This window comes from Pseudomonas sp. FW305-25 (assembly GCF_017351415.1).
Lineage (GTDB): Bacteria > Pseudomonadota > Gammaproteobacteria > Pseudomonadales > Pseudomonadaceae > Aquipseudomonas > Aquipseudomonas chlororaphis.
Genome location: NZ_JACNDE010000025.1, coordinates 1 through 18714, shown reverse-complemented (window position 1 = coordinate 18714; position 18714 = coordinate 1). Strand labels below are relative to the sequence as shown.

At 64.0% G+C, this 18714-nt stretch carries 16 protein-coding genes and 1 pseudogene; 5 read left to right on the top strand and 12 right to left on the bottom strand.

Going from position 1 to position 18714, the window contains the following annotated elements; genetic code table 11:
• Window positions 1–113: 113 nt before the first annotated feature.
• The 8 genes from J4E58_RS21515 to J4E58_RS21480 all read right to left on the bottom strand — a co-directional run bounded on the left by J4E58_RS21515 (window position 114) and on the right by J4E58_RS21480 (window position 10591).
• Window positions 114–3206, bottom strand: coding sequence for an MdtB/MuxB family multidrug efflux RND transporter permease subunit (locus J4E58_RS21515; RefSeq protein ID WP_087091110.1), 3093 nt, complete (start codon window positions 3204–3206; stop codon window positions 114–116).
• Window positions 3203–4519 (bottom strand): MdtA/MuxA family multidrug efflux RND transporter periplasmic adaptor subunit, encoded by a 1317-nt coding sequence (locus tag J4E58_RS21510; protein WP_087091111.1) that lies wholly within the window; start codon window positions 4517–4519, stop codon window positions 3203–3205. Before J4E58_RS21510 ends, J4E58_RS21515 begins: the two co-directional genes overlap by 4 nt.
• Before the next feature lie 175 nt (window positions 4520–4694).
• Complete coding sequence (gene tpx, locus J4E58_RS21505; RefSeq protein WP_087091112.1) at window positions 4695–5195, bottom strand: thiol peroxidase; 501 nt, start codon at window positions 5193–5195, stop codon at window positions 4695–4697.
• Window positions 5196–5481: 286 nt separating this feature from the next.
• Window positions 5482–5925 (bottom strand): SRPBCC family protein, encoded by a 444-nt coding sequence (locus tag J4E58_RS21500; protein ID WP_087091113.1) that lies wholly within the window; start codon window positions 5923–5925, stop codon window positions 5482–5484.
• A 379-nt stretch (window positions 5926–6304) separates the two neighbouring features.
• A complete protein-coding gene (locus J4E58_RS21495) occupies window positions 6305–6976 on the bottom strand; it encodes a DUF3313 domain-containing protein (RefSeq protein ID WP_087091114.1) in 672 nt (223 codons plus the stop codon).
• A 169-nt stretch (window positions 6977–7145) separates the two neighbouring features.
• Window positions 7146–8111, bottom strand: a complete 966-nt coding sequence (locus J4E58_RS21490) for a hypothetical protein (protein ID WP_087091115.1) — start codon at window positions 8109–8111, stop codon at window positions 7146–7148.
• 236 nt (window positions 8112–8347) lie between these two features.
• Window positions 8348–8842, bottom strand: coding sequence for a DUF934 domain-containing protein (locus J4E58_RS21485; protein WP_007927667.1), 495 nt, complete (start codon window positions 8840–8842; stop codon window positions 8348–8350).
• Between the two features lie 75 nt (window positions 8843–8917).
• Window positions 8918–10591, bottom strand: coding sequence for a nitrite/sulfite reductase (locus tag J4E58_RS21480; RefSeq protein WP_087091116.1), 1674 nt, complete (start codon window positions 10589–10591; stop codon window positions 8918–8920).
• Window positions 10592–11085: 494 nt separating this feature from the next.
• Between J4E58_RS21480 and ccoN the strand changes: the two genes are divergently transcribed.
• The 4 genes and pseudogenes from ccoN (at window position 11086) to J4E58_RS21460 (ending at window position 14647) form a co-directional block, all read left to right on the top strand.
• Window positions 11086–12513, top strand: a complete 1428-nt coding sequence (gene ccoN, locus J4E58_RS21475) for a cytochrome-c oxidase, cbb3-type subunit I (protein ID WP_037035619.1) — start codon at window positions 11086–11088, stop codon at window positions 12511–12513.
• A gap of 73 nt (window positions 12514–12586) precedes the next feature.
• Window positions 12587–12814 carry a hypothetical protein gene (locus tag J4E58_RS21470; protein WP_007930252.1) on the top strand — a complete coding sequence of 76 codons (228 nt, stop codon included), beginning with the start codon at window positions 12587–12589 and terminating at the stop codon, window positions 12812–12814.
• A gap of 106 nt (window positions 12815–12920) precedes the next feature.
• A pseudogene (locus tag J4E58_RS32020) lies at window positions 12921–13235 on the top strand (PAAR domain-containing protein); the annotation flags it as partial.
• A gap of 1016 nt (window positions 13236–14251) precedes the next feature.
• On the top strand, window positions 14252–14647 hold the full coding sequence (locus J4E58_RS21460) for a hypothetical protein (protein ID WP_007930255.1): 396 nt from the start codon (window positions 14252–14254) through the stop codon (window positions 14645–14647).
• 10 nt (window positions 14648–14657) lie between these two features.
• Here J4E58_RS21460 and J4E58_RS21455 read toward each other — a convergent pair whose 3' ends face one another.
• A complete protein-coding gene (locus tag J4E58_RS21455; protein WP_172963027.1) occupies window positions 14658–15149 on the bottom strand; it encodes a hypothetical protein in 492 nt (163 codons plus the stop codon).
• A 69-nt stretch (window positions 15150–15218) separates the two neighbouring features.
• Window positions 15219–16025, bottom strand: coding sequence for a helix-turn-helix domain-containing protein (locus J4E58_RS21450; protein WP_087091118.1), 807 nt, complete (start codon window positions 16023–16025; stop codon window positions 15219–15221).
• Between the two features lie 79 nt (window positions 16026–16104).
• Here J4E58_RS21450 and J4E58_RS21445 point away from each other — a divergent pair, with 79 nt between their 5' ends.
• Entirely contained in the window at window positions 16105–16809 is a 705-nt protein-coding gene (locus J4E58_RS21445; protein WP_087091119.1) for an aspartate/glutamate racemase family protein, read from the top strand.
• Window positions 16810–16980: 171 nt separating this feature from the next.
• Here J4E58_RS21445 and J4E58_RS21440 read toward each other — a convergent pair whose 3' ends face one another.
• The gene (locus J4E58_RS21440) at window positions 16981–17499 is read right to left on the bottom strand and encodes a GNAT family N-acetyltransferase (protein ID WP_087091120.1); all 519 of its coding nucleotides are present in this window, start codon (window positions 17497–17499) and stop codon (window positions 16981–16983) included.
• A gap of 161 nt (window positions 17500–17660) precedes the next feature.
• Window positions 17661–18656: a LysR family transcriptional regulator gene (locus J4E58_RS21435; RefSeq protein WP_087091121.1), complete on the bottom strand. Its 996-nt coding sequence runs from the start codon at window positions 18654–18656 to the stop codon at window positions 17661–17663.
• Window positions 18657–18714 lie beyond the last annotated feature (58 nt).

The window sequence follows — 18714 nt, the reverse complement described above, 5'->3', positions numbered from 1 at the left end:
AGAGCAGCGGCAAGCTTCAAGCTGCAAGCGGCAAGAGAAAAGCGGGTCACGCAGCGGCTCTGGCTTTTGATTCAGCTTGCCGCTTGCAGCTTGAAGCTTGCCGCTCACGCCCCTCACCCCACTTCTCCTACGGCTGGCTTGGCAAACCGCCGCCCCAGCCGGTCGAACGCCAGGTAGATAACGGGTGTGGTGAACAGCGTGAGGATCTGGCTCAGCAACAGGCCACCGACCATCACCAGGCCCAGGGGCTGGCGCAGTTCGGCGCCGGAACCGGTGGCCAGCATCAGCGGCACGGCGCCGAACAGCGCGGCCAGGGTGGTCATCAGGATCGGCCGGAAACGCAGGAGCGCCGCCTGGTAGATCGCCTGCTCCGGGGCCATGCCCTGGTTGCGTTCGGCGTCGAGGGCAAAGTCGATCATCATGATCGCGTTCTTCTTGACGATGCCGATCAGCAGGATGATGCCGATGATCGCGATCATGCCCAGGTCGTTGCCGCTGAGGATCAGCGCCAGCAAGGCGCCCACCGCCGCCGACGGCAGTGTGGAGAGGATGGTGATCGGGTGGATGTAGCTCTCGTAGAGCACCCCGAGCACGATGTACATGGTCACCACCGCCGCCAGGATCAGCAGCAAGGTGCTCGACAGCGAGGCCTGGAACGCCTGGGCCGCGCCCTGGAACTGGGTCTGCACACCCACCGGCATGCCGATGTCCTGCTGCACCTGTTCGATGACGTTCACCGCCTCGCCCAGGGCCACGCCGGGCGCCAGGTTGAACGACATCATCACCGCCGGGAACTGGCCGATATGGGCGATGGCCAGCTGCGCCTGGCGCTCCTCGACCCGGGCCAGGCTCGACAGCCGCACCTGGCCGCCGTCGGTGGTCTTCACATGGATCTGTTCCAGCGCCTGCGGGCCGATGGTTTCCCCGGCCTGGGCCTGCAACACCACGCGGTATTGGCTGGCCTGGGTGTAGATGGTGGAAATCTGCCGCTGGCCGAAGGCGTCGTACAGCGCGTCGGTGATGTTCGACACCGAGACGCCGATGCGCGACGCGGCGTCGCGGTCGATCACCAGGTACACCTGCAAGCCCTTGTCCTGCAGGTCGCTGGCGACATCGGTCAGCTCCGGCCTGTGGGTCAGGGCATCCACCAGGCGCCCGCTCCACAGGGCCAGCAGGTCGGCATCCGGCGACGACATGCTGAACTGGTACTGGGTGCGGCTGACCCGGTCCTCGATGGTCAGGTCCTGCACCGGCTGCATGAACAGACGGATGCCCACCAACTGGTCGACCTGGGGCTGGATGCGCGCGATCACCTCGGCGGCGCTGAGGTCGCGTTCGCGGTGCGGCTTGAGGTTGATCAGCAGCCGGCCGCTGTTGAGAGTGGCGTTGTCGCCGTCGACCCCGATATAGGACGACAGGCTTTGCACCGCCGGATCGGCCAGGATGATTTTCGCCAGGTCCTGCTGGCGCTGGCTCATGGCGGCGAAGGACACCGACTGCGGCGCTTCGGAAATGCCCTGGATCACCCCGGTGTCCTGCACCGGGAAGAAGCCCTTGGGCACCACCATATACAGGAATACGGTCAGCGCCAGGGTGCCGACGGCCACCAGCAGGGTCAGCGGCTGGTGCTTGAGCACCCACTGCAAGCGGCGCCCGTAGCTGGCGATCAGCCAATCGATCCAGGCTCCGCTGGCCCGGTAGAACCGGCCCTGCTCTTGCTCCTTGGGCTCACGCTTGAGCAGGCGCGCGCACATCATCGGCGTCAGGGTCAGGGACACCACCAGGGAAATCAGGATCGCCACCGCCAGGGTGATGGCGAATTCGCGGAACAGCCGCCCGACCACGTCGGCCATGAACAGCAGCGGGATCAATACGGCGATCAGCGACAGGGTCAGCGACACCAGGGTGAAGCCGATCTGCTTGGCGCCCTTGAGCGCGGCCTGCATCGGGCTGTCGCCCTCCTCGATGAAGCGCGAGATGTTCTCCAGCATCACGATCGCATCGTCGACCACGAAGCCGGTGGCGATGGTCAGGGCCATCAGGGTCAGGTTGTTGACCGAGAAGCCCGCCAGGTACATCACGCCGAAGGTGCCGATCAGCGACAACGGCACGGCGATCGACGGGATCACCGTGGCGCTGGCCCGGCGCAGGAACAGGAAGGTCACCATCACCACCAGGGCGATGGCGATCAGCAATTCGTGCTGCACGTCGGTGACCGAGGCGCGGATGGTCTGGGTGCGGTCGGTGAGCACGGTGACGTCAAGGCCCGCCGGCAGGTTGTCGGTGATGCTCGGCAGCAGCGCCTTGATCCGGTCCACCACCTCGATCACGTTGGCCCCGGGCTGGCGCTGGATATTCAGCAGCACCGCCTGGTTCTCATTGGCCCAGGCCGCCAGGCGTTCGTTCTCGGCGCCGCCGGCGATCTGCGCGACGTCTTTCAGGCGCAGCGGCGCGCCATTCTTGTAGGCCAGGATCAGCTCGGCGTAATCCTTGGGCGAGGTCAGCTGGTCGTTGGCGTCGAGCATCGACACCCGGGTCGGGCCGTCGAAGTTGCCCTTGGGCTGGTTGACGTTGGAGGCGCCGATCAGGGTGCGCACGTCCGACAGGTTGAGACCGTTGGCCGCCAGGGCCTCGGGGTTGACCTTGATCCGCACCGCCTGGCGCTGGCCGCCGGCGATGCTGACCATGCCGACGCCGCTGATCTGCGCGATCTTCTGCGCCATGCGGGTGTCGACCAGGTCGTTGAGCTTGGGCAGCAGCATGGTCTTGGAGGTGATGGCCAGGGTCAGCACCGGGGTGTCCGCCGGGTTGACCTTGTTGTACACCGGTGGCGCCGGCAGATCGCTGGGCAGCAGGTTGGTCGCGGCATTGATCGCCGCCTGCACCTGCTGCTCGGCGACATCCATATTGATGTCGAGGTTGAAGCGCAGGGTCAGCACCGAGGCACCGCCGGAGCTGGTGGAGGCCATCTGGGTCAGGCCGGGCATCTGCCCGAACTGGCGTTCCAGGGGCGCGGTGACCGCGCTGGTCATCACGTCGGGGCTGGCACCGGGGTACAGGGTCATCACCCGGATGGTCGGGTAATCGACCTGGGGCAACGCCGAGACCGGCAACAGGCGATAGGCGATCAGGCCGGCCAGGACAATGGCCAGCATGCTCAGGGTGGTGGCTACCGGGCGGAGGATGAACAGCCGCGAGATATTCATGCGCCGACCTTGCCCGCCGGAGTCTCGGTGGCCGGCGTGGTCGCCGAGCTGGCCGGCTTGCCCTGCAGGTGCTGGGTCGGGGTGGCCGGCACTTCTTCGGTGGTGTTGACCACTTCCACTTCACTGCCGTCCTTGAGGCGGTCGGTGCCTTCCAGCACCACGCGGTCGCCGGCTTCCAGGCCGGCCTTGATCACGGTGGAATCGCCGTTGCTGTCGCCGACCTGCAACTGGCGGATCTTGACCTTGTTGGCGCCGTCCAGGGCATAGACGAAGGTGCCGTTGGTGCCGAACTGGATCGCCGCCGACGGCGCCAGCACCACGTTTTTCAGGGTGTCGGCAAGCACGCGCACGTTGACGAACTGATTGGGGAACAGGGCCTGGTCGCGGTTCTCGTAGCGCGCCTTGAACTTCAGGGTGCCGGTGGTGGTGTCGATCTGGTTGTCGAGGCTTTGCAGCACACCGCAGGCCTGCAGCGCCTGGTCACCGCGGTCCCAGGCTTCCACCGGCAGCCTGGCGCCGCTGCGATAACGCTCCAGCACCCTGCTCAGGTTGTTCTCCGGCAGGGTGAAGGCCACGCTGATCGGCTGGGTCTGGGTGATGATCGCCAGCGCAGTAGTGTCGTTGGCCGCCACCAGGTTGCCGACGTCCAGCTGGCGCAGGCCGACGCGGCCGGTGATCGGCGCGCGGATCTTGGTGAATTCGAGGTTGAGCTTGGCGTCGTTGACCGCCGCCTGGTTGGTCTTGACCGTGCCCTGGTACTGGCCGACCAGCGCCGCGGCGGTGTCCAGGGTCTGCTTGGCGATACTGTCCTGGGCATACAGGCCGCGATAACGCTCGTAGTCGACCTGGGCGTTCTTCAGTTGCGCCTGGTTCTGCAACAGCGTGCCTTCGGCCTGGAGCAAGGCGTTCTGGTAAGGCCGCGGGTCGATTTCCGCCAGCAGGTCGCCGGCCTTGACCATCTGCCCTTCCTCGAAGGCCACCTTGACCAGCTCACCGGCCACCCGGCTGCGCACATTGATGGTGTTCAGCGCGGTGACGGTGCCCAGCGCCTTGTAATACAGCGCGAAGTCCCCACGCGTGGCCGGCGCCACCCGCACCGGGATCGGCCCGCTCGCGCCACCAAACCCCGGCCGCATAGACCCGCTGCGACCGGTGTGTCCGGCCGCGGCCTTTTGCCCGGCGGCATCCTTTGGGGCGGTCGAGGCCGGCCAGAACTTCCAGCACAGGCCGACGATGGCCAACAGGACAAGCAGGCCGAGCAGCCAGCGACGGGAGTTGCGGGAAACGGAGGATTGCATGGAGTGATCAACCATTGGGCGCGAGGGGATCTTTTTCAGAAGGCTGAAAGATAAGCACTGGCCGGTGTTTAGCAAAGCGCCTTTACCGGCAATTTACCTTGGGCTTACGTTTGCAAGTGTCTGCTAAGCCACTGAAGCACAAATAAAAACGGCCTGGACAGGGCCAGGCCGTGAATAATTGTAAAACCTGTTACTTCAGAACGGCCAAGGCCGCGTCGTAGTTCGGTTCTTCAGCGATTTCCTTGACCAGCTCGCTGTGCAGCACGGTGTCGTTCTCGTCCAGTACCACCACCGCGCGAGCAGTCAGGCCGGCCAGTGGGCCGTCGGCAATGGCCACGCCGTAGTTCTCGATGAACTCGCGGCCACGCAGGGTCGACAGGTTCTGCACGTTTTCCAGGCCTTCGGCGCCGCAGAAACGGGCCTGGGCGAACGGCAGGTCAGCCGAGATGCACAGCACCACGGTGTTGTTCAGGCCGCTGGCCTGGGCGTTGAACTTGCGCACGGAGGTGGCGCAGGTCGGGGTGTCGACGCTCGGGAAGATGTTCAGCACTTTGCGCTTGCCGGCAAAGCTGCTCAGGGTGATGTCGGCCAGACCGGCGCCTACCAGGGAGAACGCTGGCGCCTTGGCGCCGGTTTGTGGCAGTTGGCCGTTGACTTGAACCGGGTTGCCTTTAAGGGTGACTTGAGCCATGAACGGAGTCCTTTTAAACGATTGTCATTGAACAGCTGTAAAGAAAATCGAGAGGCCGGAAGTTAAACATGAAATGGCCCGGCCACCTATGCTCGGGATACAAATTGTAGAACAAGCCCCGAGAGCGGAGCGCAACTCTGGAGGCCGTTGAAATACCGGCGGAACACGAAAACACTGTAGCCGCTGCCGCAGGCTGCGATAAGGCCGCAGGCCTTCGGCGATATCGGCATCCCGCACCCGCGTTGCGGTCGATCGCAGCCTGCGGCAGCGGCTACAAAGGCCTGCTTCAACCCAGCAAGCGCAACATAGTGCGATGCCGGGCCGCGAAAATGCGCGCCATGTAGGCATTGACCACCAGCCATTCCACAGGTGCGCCGCCCAGCGCCCGATAAGTCACTCGGTCGGTATACAGGGTACCCCCGTCGCAGGCCTCGACCCGGTGTTCATGAGAGAAGGCACGCAGCGGCCCCTTGAGCATCTCGTCGACGAAATGGCGATCGCTGACTTCACGTATAACCACCGTCCATGTCACCGGTATGACACTCCACATCCAGTGGCGAAAGCTGAACTGGCGCCCGACGCTGATCCGCAGGTCATTGATATCCACGCCCCGCAAGGGGCTGATGCGTTCGGGAAATATCTTCGGGAAGTTGGCGCCTTCAAGACAGAAATCCAGCACCTGGGCCGGGCTGCGACCGGTAATGAAAGTCGTGCGTTCGAGCACAGGCATGCTGGAAAATCCTCTTGAAAGCCTCAAAAAAACTTCATTCAAGACATCATAAACATATTGTATCTATATGTTTTTATTGAATTTATTTAACTTAACAAATCACTTTAACTTAACCACTCTAAAAGAATGGAAATAATCACACTCCACATGAACAAGAAGGCACAGCCTGAAGCTCCGCTGCCACTCGATCCTGGAGCAGGCCACCCTGCCGCGGACGTGAAAACCTGTCACGGACGATGCCGTCAACAGGCCTTGCGCCCTCGCCTCGCCAGCGAAACCTGTGTTCTTGATTGACTGCCGGAACTGCTCAGTGAAGGGGTCAGGTATTCGCCCTGACCCCGACGCAGTGGGCAAAAAAGCTCGGGGAGAAACCCCGGCCCTACTGTTTTTTCAGTTTCTGGAAGGACTGATGCAGGTCGGAGGCCCAGCCGTCGATGACGTTTTTCACATCCGAAGGCTGCATGACCTGGGTGTCGTTCTGCAGCGGCTTGCCGCTGCCCTTGCGTACCACCTGGGCGATCACCTTGTTGTTGCCGCCGTCGATGAACTGCGCTTCGGTACCCAGGGTGGTCTCCTGGTCGCGGATGCCGCTGGCCGTGCTCACCGCCGCCGCCACCAGGGCGATGGGAATGATTTCGTAAGGCTTCAGGCCTTCGGTCTTGCTGCTCACGGCCGTGATCGCCGCGCGCACCACAATCACCCCCGGCCCCGGCGCGGTGGCTAGCGGCAAGTCCTTGCCGATCTCGCGCTTGAGCGCCTCGTCGTAATAGCGGTTGATGCCGTACAAGGTGTTCTGCGGGATCTTCACCGTCGGCTGCGGCTTGGGGTAGAACTGGGTGGGCTCGATATAGACGCTGCGGTACTGCTTCAGGTCCAGCTTGGGATCGACCCAGCGCATCACCTCGACGCCGGACGGCGACTTGGCTTCCTTGAGCTGGCTGTAGTCGCCGAGAAAACCGGAGTACTCGTCGGGTTGGGTGACGTTGCTGGAACAGCCCACCAACCCTAGGGAGGCCAGGCACAGCGTGCTCATCATTGATGCGAGCTTCATAGGGTAACTCCTGTCAGAAATCCGGAAGCGCTACTGGTTTGAGGAAGTGTAGGTATAGCCAATAGCGGGCATATCAGCACAGCAAAAGCGGATTAATCGCCAAAGCAGGCCGGAGAATTCTTGGCGAATCGAACAGACGGGTGCGGCGTCAAAGCCGCACCTCGCCCCATTACCAGGTGGTTCCGCGTCTTGCCGCCGCCTCGCGCAAGGCATTGATGCGCATGGCCTTGAGCAGGGAAAAGGTCCCGGCCAGGATGATCACGGCGCCAAATACGAAGTCGATGCCGTACAACTGGTAGTCCTGCAACGGCCCGACCAGGAACACCCGCACCGCCGCCACGCCCAGCAAGGTAGCAAGAAAGTCGATGGTCGGCTCGTCGCGATACAGCACCATCAACAGCGGCAGGCACAGCACCAGCAATAACAGCAGCACGATGATCTTGAACGAGCCTTTGCGCTCGATGCTGAAGGCGCACTCGCTGGCGCCATAGGCGGGATAGTCGCCGGGCCGGACCAGGCTGTTCTGCTCGGCGATGTAGTCCGCCGGGTTGTACAGGCGGGTCGGGGTAAAAGTATTGGACAGGTTCAACTGCGTGGTGATGCGCTTGAACGGCAGGTCGACCTGCTCGTTGCCCTTGAGGATGTACAGCACCGGCTTGTAGCCGTAACGGTAGACCTCGAAGGGAAACCGGCTGGACTCGCCGTTGACCCGGATCGAGCGGCTCTCCAGGTCGGCGTAGGCATTCTTGTGCGGCGAACTGAAGTTGCGGTTCAAGGGCTTGACCTTGACCTCTTCAAAGAACAACGGCGGCATGCTGTAGGTGGACTGCAAGGGTTCCAGGCGCAGTTTCAGCGGGTAGCGGCCCAGCTCGTAGCGGTTGTAGGTGCGCTCGGAAACGTTGACCTCCCCCGAGACCTTGAACTCGCCCTGGGTGCTGTTGGTGACCCTGAGCAGCAGGTAGTCGCGCTTGAAGGAATGCGCCGAATCCGCGGCGGGGCCGCACCAGCCGTAGCTGTCGAGAGGGTCGCCGAGGCGCCCGCTGCGGGCATCCTGATACACATAGAAATAGCCGACCCACAGGGTCAGGAGCAGCAACAACGAAAACAACCCGAGTATCTTTTTAGCAACGCTCACAGCCGCGACTCTCTTCCATGGATGGCCCATGCCAGGCACGCCGGCGACTGATCGCCGGTCGCCGATCCCTGGCTCCGTCATAAGAGGTGCGACTCTACCAAAGCGCCATCATCGACCCAAGGACAAATGCCCCTGGCGACCAGACAATGGCCGTTGCCTGCCCTGTTCCCGGGCGACTGTGAGCATCGGTCGAAGCGCCGGCCCGGGCAGGCGCTGCTCTTCAGCGGCAGCGGATCTCAGCGGCGCCGGAACAACGGCCGCGGCTCGATCGCCGAGCGCCCGTAGAGCACGCTCATGCCCGCCAGCCCCTTGAGGGCGTCGTCGGCGCATTTGTCTTCGCGGATGGCAAAGCTGTCAAAACCGCATTGGCGCATATGGCTGAGCTGGTCGCGCAGCACGTCGCCCACTGCCCGCAGTTCGCCCATCCAGCCCAGCCGGGTGCGCAGCAGGTAGGCCTGGCTGTAGGCCCGGCCGTCACGGAAGCTGGGGAAGTCCAGGGCGATCAGCGGGATCAGCTTGAGCCAGGGCCGCAGGCTTTCCACCTCATCGTCCGGGCCGAGCCAGACCCCGTCCCGCGCCGGCTCGTGCTCGATGCGGCGGATCAGCCAGCGGGCCAGCGGCAGAATCAACGGGCCCTGGGGCAGCGGGCCGTCCACCTCGCGCACCAGGCTCCAGGGATCGTCCTCGACCCGCCCGGCCTGGCCATCTTGCAGACGCAGCAGATTATTCATGGCTGTAACTCCTGGCTCATGGCTTTAATTCCTCGCTCACGGCTGTGCCTTCTATTGCGCGATCGCGCTGCGGGCTCATGGCTGCGCCTCCAGCACTTTCGGATAGACCCGCTCCTTGAACGGCTCCAGGCCGATGCGCTGCACGGTGTCGACGAACAGTTCTTCGCTCTCCCGGTAACGCACGAAGGTGGCGATGATGCGCTCGATCACCCCCGGCACTTGCTCGGCGCTGAACGACGGGCCGATGACTTTGCCCAGCGCGCTGTGCTTGCCCTGGGCGCCGCCGAGGGTGATCTGGTACCACTCGCTGCCGTTCTTATCGACGCCGAGGATGCCGATATTGCCGATGTGGTGATGGCCGCAAGCGTTCATGCAGCCGGAGATGTTCAGGCTGATGTCGCCCAGGTCGTGCAGGTAATCGAGGTTGTCGAAACGCGCCTGGATCGCCTGGGTGATGGGGATCGACTTGGCGTTGGCCAGGGCGCAGAAGTCGCCGCCGGGACAGGCGATGATGTCGGTCAGCAGGCCGACGTTGGCGCAGCCCAGGCCCTGTTCGCCGGCCAGCCGCCACAGTTCATGCAGCGCGGCCTTGGGCACGTCCGGCAGGACGATGTTCTGTTCGTGGGCGATACGGATTTCACCGAAACCGAAGGCCTCGGACCAGTCGGCCACCGCCTCCATCTGCGCCGCCGTCACGTCTCCGGGCGGTGAGGCGCTGCCGGGCTTGGTCGACAGCACCACGCTGGCATAGCCCGGCACCTTGTGCGGCTTGACGTTATGCGCCACCCAGCGTTCGAAGGCCGGCTCCTCGGCCAGGCGGCTGCCGTAGTCGAGGTCGGTGGCCGGCTGGCGTTCATAGAGCGGCGGCACAAAGGCACTGGCGACCCGCTGGTATTCGGCCTCGGTCAGTTGCGCCGGGCCGTCCTTGAGGTGCTGCCACTCCTCTTCCACCTCTTTGGCGAAGGCCTCGATACCCAGGGCCTTGACCAGGATCTTGATCCGCGCCTTGTACTTGTTGTCGCGCCGGCCGTGGCGGTTATACACCCGCAACACCGCCTCGACATAGGACAGCAGGTGCTGCCACGGCAGGCCGTCGCGGATCTGCTGGCTGAGGATCGGCGTGCGCCCCAGGCCGCCGCCGACCATCACCCGCAGCAGCATCTGCCCGCGCCAGTCGCGGTACAGGTACAGGCCGATGTCATGCATCATGATCGCCGCCCGGTCCTGGCGGGCCGAGCAGATGGCGATCTTGAACTTGCGCGGCAGGAACAGGAATTCCGGGTTGATGGTCGACCACTGGCGCAGGATCTCCGCCAGGGGCCGCGGGTCCATCAGCTCGTCGGCGGCCACCCCGGCGAAGGCTTCGGTGGTGATGTTGCGCACGCAGTTGCCGGAGGTCTGGATCGCATGCATCTCGACATTGGCCAGGCGTTCGAGGATGTCCGGCACCTGGGCCAGCTCGATCCAGTTGAACTGCATGTTCTGCCGGGTGGTGAAGTGGCCGTAGCCGCGGTCGTAGTCGCGGGCAATGCTGGCCAGGGTGCGCATCTGCCGCGCACTGAGGGTGCCGTAGGGAATGGCCACCCGCAGCATGTAGGCGTGCTTCTGCATGTACAGGCCGTTCTGCAGGCGCAGCGGCAGGAACTCCTCTTCGCTCAGCTCGCCGGCCATGAAGCGTTCGACCTGATCGCGAAACTGCGCCACCCGTTCAAAGACCAGGGCCCGGTCGTACTCGTCATAGTGATACATGTCACGGCCTCATCAGTGCTGCCCCCGATCCTGTCCCCTGGAGCTGGCCTCGCAATCTGTAGCCGCTGACGAGCGCAGCGAGGCTGCGATCGGCTGCAAGGCAGCCGCAAAACCGGCATATGCGCTCTGTCAGCCAGACCGCACCATCCGGGTTGCGAGCGCTCCATCGGGATGCCGCCCAACTCGTTCGCTGCCTCGCTGCGCTCGGCAGCGGCTACAGGGCCAGGGTGGCCACGGGGTTATGCATTCCAGGGGTGATCCGGGGGGTTTTGGTGTGGTGGTGACTATGCACTTGCAGCTCAGGACGTTACAGATTCAGGTAAACACTAAAAAACCGTATCAGCAGCTCTCGGACCTGTGCTGGCAGGCGGTCAATCTGATCCGTATTAATGCAGTTTTTCTGAGCCTGTTTTGTTTCGCCCGTGCTTTCTACAGTGCATGGCATGCCAGGCCGGGTGGCCTGGCAAGCCTTTGCAACCGTGGAAGCATTGACCATGAGCACAGCAACAATGGAACCGGCCTACAACTACAAGGTGGTACGCCAATTCGTCATCGCCACCGTGGTCTGGGGCGTGATCGGCATGGCCATGGGGGTGTGGATCGCCTCCCAACTGGTCTGGCCGCAAATGAACCTCGACTTGCCCTGGACCAGCTTCGGCCGCCTGCGCCCGCTGCACACCAGCCTGGTGATCTTCGGCTTCGCCGGCAGCGCCCAGTTCGCCGCCAGTTACTACGCGGTGCAGCGCACCTGCCAGGTACGGCTGTATTCCGACAAGCTCGCCGCCTTCACCTTCTGGGGCTGGCAGTCGGTGATCCTGATCATGCTGGTCACCCTGCCGCTGGGCTACACCACCACCAAGGAATACGCGGAAATCGAATTCTCCGGCGCGGTGTGGATGGCCGTGGTCTGGGTGGTCTACGGCATCGTGTTCTTCACCACCGTGGTGCAGCGCAAGACCAAACACATCTACGTCGGCAACTGGTTCTTCGGCGCCTTTATCCTGGTGATCGCCATGCTGCACGTGGTCAATCACCTGTCGATCCCGGTGGACTGGTTCAAGTCCTACCCGGTGTACTCCGGCGCCACCGACGCCATGGTCCAGTGGTGGTACGGCCATAACGCCGTGGGCTTCTTCCTCACCACCGGTTTCCTCGGGATGATGTATTACTTCGTGCCCAAGCAGGTCGGGCGCCCGGTGTATTCCTATCGCCTGTCCATCGTGCACTTCTGGGCGCTGATCACCCTGTACATCTGGGCCGGTCCGCACCACCTGCACTACACCGCCCTGCCCGACTGGGCGCAATCGCTGGGCATGGCCATGTCGCTGATCCTCCTGGCGCCGAGCTGGGGCGGCATGATCAACGGCATGATGACCCTCTCGGGCGCCTGGCATAAATTGCGCACCGACCCGATCCTGCGTTTCCTGGTGCTGTCCCTGGCCTTCTACGGCATGTCGACCTTCGAGGGGCCGATGATGGCGATCAAGACGGTCAACGCCCTGTCCCACTACACCGACTGGACCATCGGCCACGTCCACGCCGGCGCCCTGGGCTGGGTGGCGATGATCACCTTCGGCGCCATCTACCACATGGTGCCCAAGGTCTTCGGCCGTGAGCAGATGCACAGCATCCCACTGATCAACCTGCACTTCTGGCTGGCGACCATCGGCACCGTGCTCTACATCGCCTCGATGTGGGTCAACGGCATCACCCAGGGCCTGATGTGGCGCGCGGTCAACGACGACGGCACCCTCACCTACTCCTTCGTCGAGGCCCTGCAGGCCAGCCACCCGGGCTTTATCGTGCGCTTCGCCGGGGGCGTGTTCTTCCTCAGCGGCATGCTGCTGATGGCCTACAACACATGGCGCACCGTGCGCGTGGCCGACCCGCGCCTCGCCCTCAGCGACGCCCAGATCGCCTGATCGCCCAAGAGCACGACGCGGGCCACACCCGGCCCGCGTCGCTCATCCCTCCTGCAGCACAGCGAGCCCCCCGATGATCGAATTCGCCCTTGACCTGCTCGGCGTGACCTTCCTCTACCTCAGCATCGGCTACTGCCTGCGCCATCAATCGGCCAAGAGCCTCGACGACGCCAGCCTGATCCCCTTCGCCGACGACCCGGACGTGGCACGCCGGGTGGAACTGGCCACCGGCAAGAAAATCGACGCCGTGGCGCCGGAACCGCAAACCGCCAGGCCCGGCTGGGGCAATATGGAGGTCTGACCCCGCCTCGCGGCCTGATCGCCACTGCGCGCCAAGGACAACCGATTGGCCAGCGGCCGGGGTTTCGCTTAGTCTTCGCCGCTGACTAAACACGGACGTTTCGAAAATGAGCGGAAAACCAGCAGCCCGGGTAACCGACCCGACCTCCTGCCCGATGCCGGGCCATGGCACCAACCCCTTCGTCAGCGGCTCTCCCGATGTCCTGTTCGACGGCCTGGCCGCAGCCCGGCGCGACGACCAGAGCGCCTGCGGCGCGGCGATCGTCGGTGGGGTGTCGGCAACCGTCTTCATCAATGGCCGTAATGCAGCGGTACAGAGCAGTACCTGTAGCCACGGCAGCATTATCGTCGGCGGTTCGGGCAGTGTGATCATTGGCGATACCGTTACAGCGGCGCCGGTCAGCGCGGTGTCGGCGATGCCGAACCTGGCGGCGGCCACAGCGGCCCTAGTGCCTGCCGCTGCCCCACAGGCCGCAGCGCTGGCTGGCGCGCCAGCCGTGGCGGCACTGGCTCCGACCATCCCGGCGGTCGTCGCTGATCCGCGGGCAGCGGCAGCAAAAATTCTCGACGACTTTCAAGCGGCGCCTATGAAGGAGCGGATTTTCAACGATCAGGCTCACCCCATGGGCACCCCGCAAGACCCGTTCGAGAAGAGCAAGATTCACGAGCAGATTGAGGCTCGCCTGGCAAAGGCGCAAGGCGGCAGCCTGAAACGTTTTCATCCAATCAGCCCCTACCCCGACCAGAAAGACACCAGCCTCTGCGGTCCGGCCACCTTCTTCTATGCCTTGCTGATGGACCGTCCCGACCTGTACGCAAAAGCCATCACCGAGCTATGGGAAACGGGTGAAACCACCATCGGGCAGTTGCACATCAAGCCGAGCCACGGCGCCTGCAATCCGAAAAACTTCAGCCGTGGCACAGAAGGCGACCGCATTTGGGCTATCGACTGGATCACCCTGGCCTGCTTGCGCGACAGTGAAAACCTGCTGTTCGCCTATGACGAGCCGGATGACATGTTCTCCGGGATCACCCTGCCCGCCGGGCTCGGAAAATGGTTCAAACAAGCGGGAGCCGAGATTCTTTTCGACAACATCCAGTTCTCGTCCCATATAAACCAGGATCAGTTGAGCGAACTGTTCCAGTACATCCGCCCCGGCACTCATATGGCGACCCTTATCGGTGCGGGGATGCTGGCAGCCAATGCAGGGCAAATGAAAAACCACTGGGTGACCTGGGAGCAACCAGCGAAAACCTTATCCGGCCCCATCACCTCGACCACGGCACCCAGTGACACCATCAGTTCCTCAATGATCTTTTCCTGGGGTGAGTTATTGCATCAGATCCCAGCGGGATCGACCCTGCAGACCATTCTCAAATACATATATGGCGGCCTTGTGTTCAGCAAGATCCCTTGAACAGCTCCCAGGAAACTCCCATGAAGCGCGCACTGATTTCATCTATTGGTCTTTCACTCATGCTCAGCGGTTGTGGGCTGGGATTTCTTCCGGGCTGCTATACCCGCCCGGATCTCACGATGCAGCCAGAGACCCTGCCCACCGCCGTCGTCGGCCAGCCGTTCAGCGTCAAGCTGGAGGTGGTGGGCGCCGATACGCCACTGACCGGTTTTTATATTCACCCCGACCATCCGTTACCCGAGGGGCTGGAGTTGAGTTACCAGAAAAGAACCCATTACGCGCTGATCACCGGTAAACCGCTGACACCGGGCACCTATACCATCAACGCGTATACCAGCAGCTACGGTACTCAATGCACAGGGCAGGAAGCACAGAGGACCTATCAACTCAAGGTGCTGGAAGCTGCGCAGCCCTGATTCCGGGCCCTCACCCACGCTCCCGGGGAATCAGCGCCTGCAACTGCGACGCCAGGAAGTTGCCGTCGAAGGTAAAGACGTCGGACTCCTTCAGGCCGTTGGCCTGGCGCCATTGCCAGCTGCCGTCGGCTAAGCCCACCAGGGACACGCTGCCGTAACGCGCGGCGGTCAGGCCCATGACCGCCAGGGAAATCTGCCCGGCGGCGCCCATCACATCGGGCACGAACTCCACTGGTTTGCCGGCGATGACGATGGTCAGTTTCTCGGTCTTGAAGGTCGAGGTTTTCACCGGGACGCTAGGGCTGAAGGCCAAGTAGGGTTCGCGATTCAAGGTCAGCAGGTCCGGCATCAGCACCGGTGCCAGCCACTGCTGGATATGCTCGAACAGCTCGGTGATACGGCTCGCCCAGAGCACCTTCTGGCTTTCGAACAGCTGTTTCTTGTGTGCTTCGCTTTCTGCATAGCGCCGAAGCATCTCGCCCAGTTGCCGTACGTCGTCCATGTTCATACCTCTTCGAGAAACCGCGGTTGCGGACCTTGAGCATGGCAGATGGGGGGTGTCGGCGTATGACTAAAAACCTGCGCGGTACTGGCTCGGGGTCAGGCCGAGGATCTTGCGAAAGGCGCTGCCCATATGGGACTGGTGGGCGAAGCCGGTTTCCAGGGCGATGGCGGCAAGCGGCAGGTCGCTGCGTTCGATCAGCCGGCGCGCCGCCTGCACCCGGACTTCGACCAGCCAGGCATGGGGCGTCATGCCGATGGCGCGGGTGAAGTCGCGCAGAAAACGCAGTTCGTTACGCCCGGTGCAGGCCGCCAGTTCACCAAGCGACAGGGGCTCGGCGTACTGCTGCTCGATCAGCGTCAGCACCCGGCTGAACTCGGTGCGCCTGGCGGCCTTGGCCGGTGCTGGGTCGAAGGCGGCCAGGCCGGCGAACTGCAGGGCGCATTGTTCCAGGGCCAATGGGTCGCCAGCGGGTTCCAGCAACAGCCGCCGCGCCTGGCGTCCCAACGCCAGGGCCCGGGCGTGTCCGGGCCGTTGCAGGCGTCGCGAACCGCGGGTGATGCCCAGGGCCTGGGGGTCGGCCAGCCAGCGCAGCAGCAGGTATTCACCGCCCTGGGGCGACTCGGAAAACACCTCGACCCCGGCCGGGGTCAAGGCCAGGGTCCCCGGCCAGCTGTCGAAATCCTCGCGCCGGTCGCTGCCGATGGCATGCACGCCCTGCTGACGCTCCAGGCTCAGGCCGAGGCTTTGCCACTGCAGCGGATCGCGCGCACTGTAGGCCGCGCGCGGCAGTAGTTGCAGGTCGAGCGTGCCGCCCAGTAGTTCGCGGCGCAGCAGCTCGTGATCCTGGACTTTGCTGCTCAGCACGCCGGACATGTGAAATTTCTTGATAGATCGCGGGGCTGCGTCACGGGACACTCTCGGCATTCAGGTTTGTCAGCAACAGGAGCTGTGTATGCGCACCATCGGCCTTATCGGCGGCATGAGCTGGGAGTCCAGCGCCGAGTATTACCGCCTTATCAACCAGCAGGTACGGGACCGTCTCGGGCCGCTGCGTTCGGCGCGGTTGCTAATGTACAGCGTCGACTTCGGGCCTGTCGAACAGGCCCAGCACGCCGGGCGCTGGGACCTCGCGGCCGGGATCCTGGTGGATGCGGCGCGCCGCCTGGAGGCCGGTGGCGCCGAATGCGTGGTGCTCTGTACCAACACCATGCACAAGGTCGCCGACGAGATTCAGGCCGTGCTGTCGGTGCCCTTCCTGCACATCGCCGACCCGACCGCCGAGGCCGCGCTCAAGGCCGGCACCCTCAGCGTGGGTCTGCTGGGCACGGCCTTCACCATGGAACAGGATTTTCTCAAGCAGCGCCTGCTCGATCGCGGCCTCAAGGTGCTGGTGCCGGACGCCGCGGACCGCCAGGCCGTGCACCGGATCATCTACGACGAGCTGTGCGTGGGCGTCATCAGCGAGGCCTCGCGCCAGCGCTACCAGCAGGTGATCCAGGCCCTGATGGAGCGCGGCGCCCAGGCCATCATCCTCGGCTGCACCGAGATCGGCCTGCTGCTCAAGCCCGAACACAGCCCCCTGCCGCTGCTGGACACCACCGAGCTGCATGCGCGGGCGGCGGTGGCGTTTGCCTTGGATGGAGCGCGGCATGGCTGACCGCAGATCATCGGCCATCCGCAAGCCTGTAGCCGCTGCCGAGCCCTGGCGAGGCTGCGATCGCCCGGAACGGGCGCGGCGCTCTCGAGATCGCTGAGGTCCTGCGGACCTGTCGCAGCCTCGCTGGCGCTCGGCAGCGGCTACAGGGGCCGGTGGAGGTTAGGTAAACGTTCAGGTAGCGAGGGCGCGGCGCAGGCGCGCCATGCTCAGGACGTCGACGTACTGGCCGTCGCGCACGGCGTAGTCGCGCAGCCGGCCTTCGCTTTCGAAGCCGAACTTGCGGTACAGGCCCAGTGCGGCTTCGTTGTCGGCGAATACGCTCAGTTCCACCCGTTGCAGGTTCATCCAGTTGTCCGCCACCTCCAGCACCGTCGCCAACAGCCGGCTGCCAACGCCCTGGCCCTGCCATTCCACCGCCACGCCCATGCCGACGCTGCCGCAGTGGGCGCGGCGGATGCGCGAGTATTGCTCGATGCTGCAACTGCCGATCACCGCGCCCTGGTGCAGCGCCACCAGGGCCACCAGTCGTTCGTTGCTCGGCGCCAGGCGATTGCGCCAGACCTCGGAAGGTTGAAACGGCATTTGCAGCATCTGACGGGCGACCGCGGGGTCGTTGTACAGCGCGGTAATGCCCGGCACATGGGCTTCGCTGAAGCGTTCGATGACGATGCTGGGGATCTCTGCGGGCATAAGTCTTCCTTGGTTCATGCGATACGGCCGATGAGTGTAGAGCGCCAGCGCCGCGGATGGCGAGCGCCGGACACAGGGATTCTCTCTGTAGGAGCCAGCTTGCTGGCGATGCCTGCGCCGCGGTGTATCAGGCAGGACGCCATCGCGAGCAAGCTTCGCTCCTACGGAGGCGTGTCGTCGAAGTCGAACCACTCGCTGCGTTCCCGGAAGGTATTGAGGATCAGGTCGACCAGTTGTTGTACCTCGGCGTCGTGCTCCACTTCGGCGTTCACCGCCATCCACACCTGGCGCGCCATGGCCTCGTCGAACAGCCCGGGCAGTGCCGTCAGGCCGCGGTCGAAGCGGCTCATGTAATGAGGCAGCAGGCCGATGCAGGCGCTGCAGCGGATCATCTCCAGCATCAGCTCGTAGGAATGCACCTGCACCACCCCCGCCAGGCGCTGCTCCACCAGCTGGTTCCATGGCCGCAGCGGCTCGACCTGACGGTCCTGCTGCCATTGCACCAGCATGTAGTCGGCCAGGTCGTCCAGGCTGTCGGGGCGCGCCGCGACCCGCGAATAACGCTTGGCGATATGCGGCAGGTAGTCCAGGCGCACCAGCGGCTGCGGCGCGCTGGTGACGAAACTCGGCCCCGGCTTGGGCGAATCCACCCCGCCCAGCCACACCACCACGTCCGCGCTCAGGGCCCGAAGCGACAGCTCGCTGTCGATGGAGATGATCTCCAGGCGCACACTGGCGTTGCGCCGCAACAGGGCAATCAGGTCGCGACCGAGGATGTCGTGCAGGATCGATTCGGCCACGGCCAGGCGCAGCAGCGGCTGTTCGAGCACCGGTAGCATGCGCTCGTGGGCCAGGGCGATCAGCTGCGCCTTGAGCTGCTGGCCTTCGCGGCTGAGGCTCAGGGCGCTGCCCTGGAAGCTGAACAAGGGGCGGCGCAACTGTTCCTCCAGGTGCGCCAGCTGTTTGCGCAGCAGCGTCGACTTGATGTTCAGGCTGCGCGCCGCCTGCATGAAGCAGCCGCAACGGGCGGTGACCAGGAAATACTGGGCCAGCTCCGGCTCGATCCCGGCGGCCAGGGCCAGCCAGGCTTCCCGGGGTTCGGCCTGGGCGATGTAGGGGGTGATGCCCGAGATCGGGACGGGTTCGAGAAAGGACATGAGTGACTCCCTGTCGTGTGGGTGATGGCATCCATTGCGCGTTGTACGGGCAGCGACG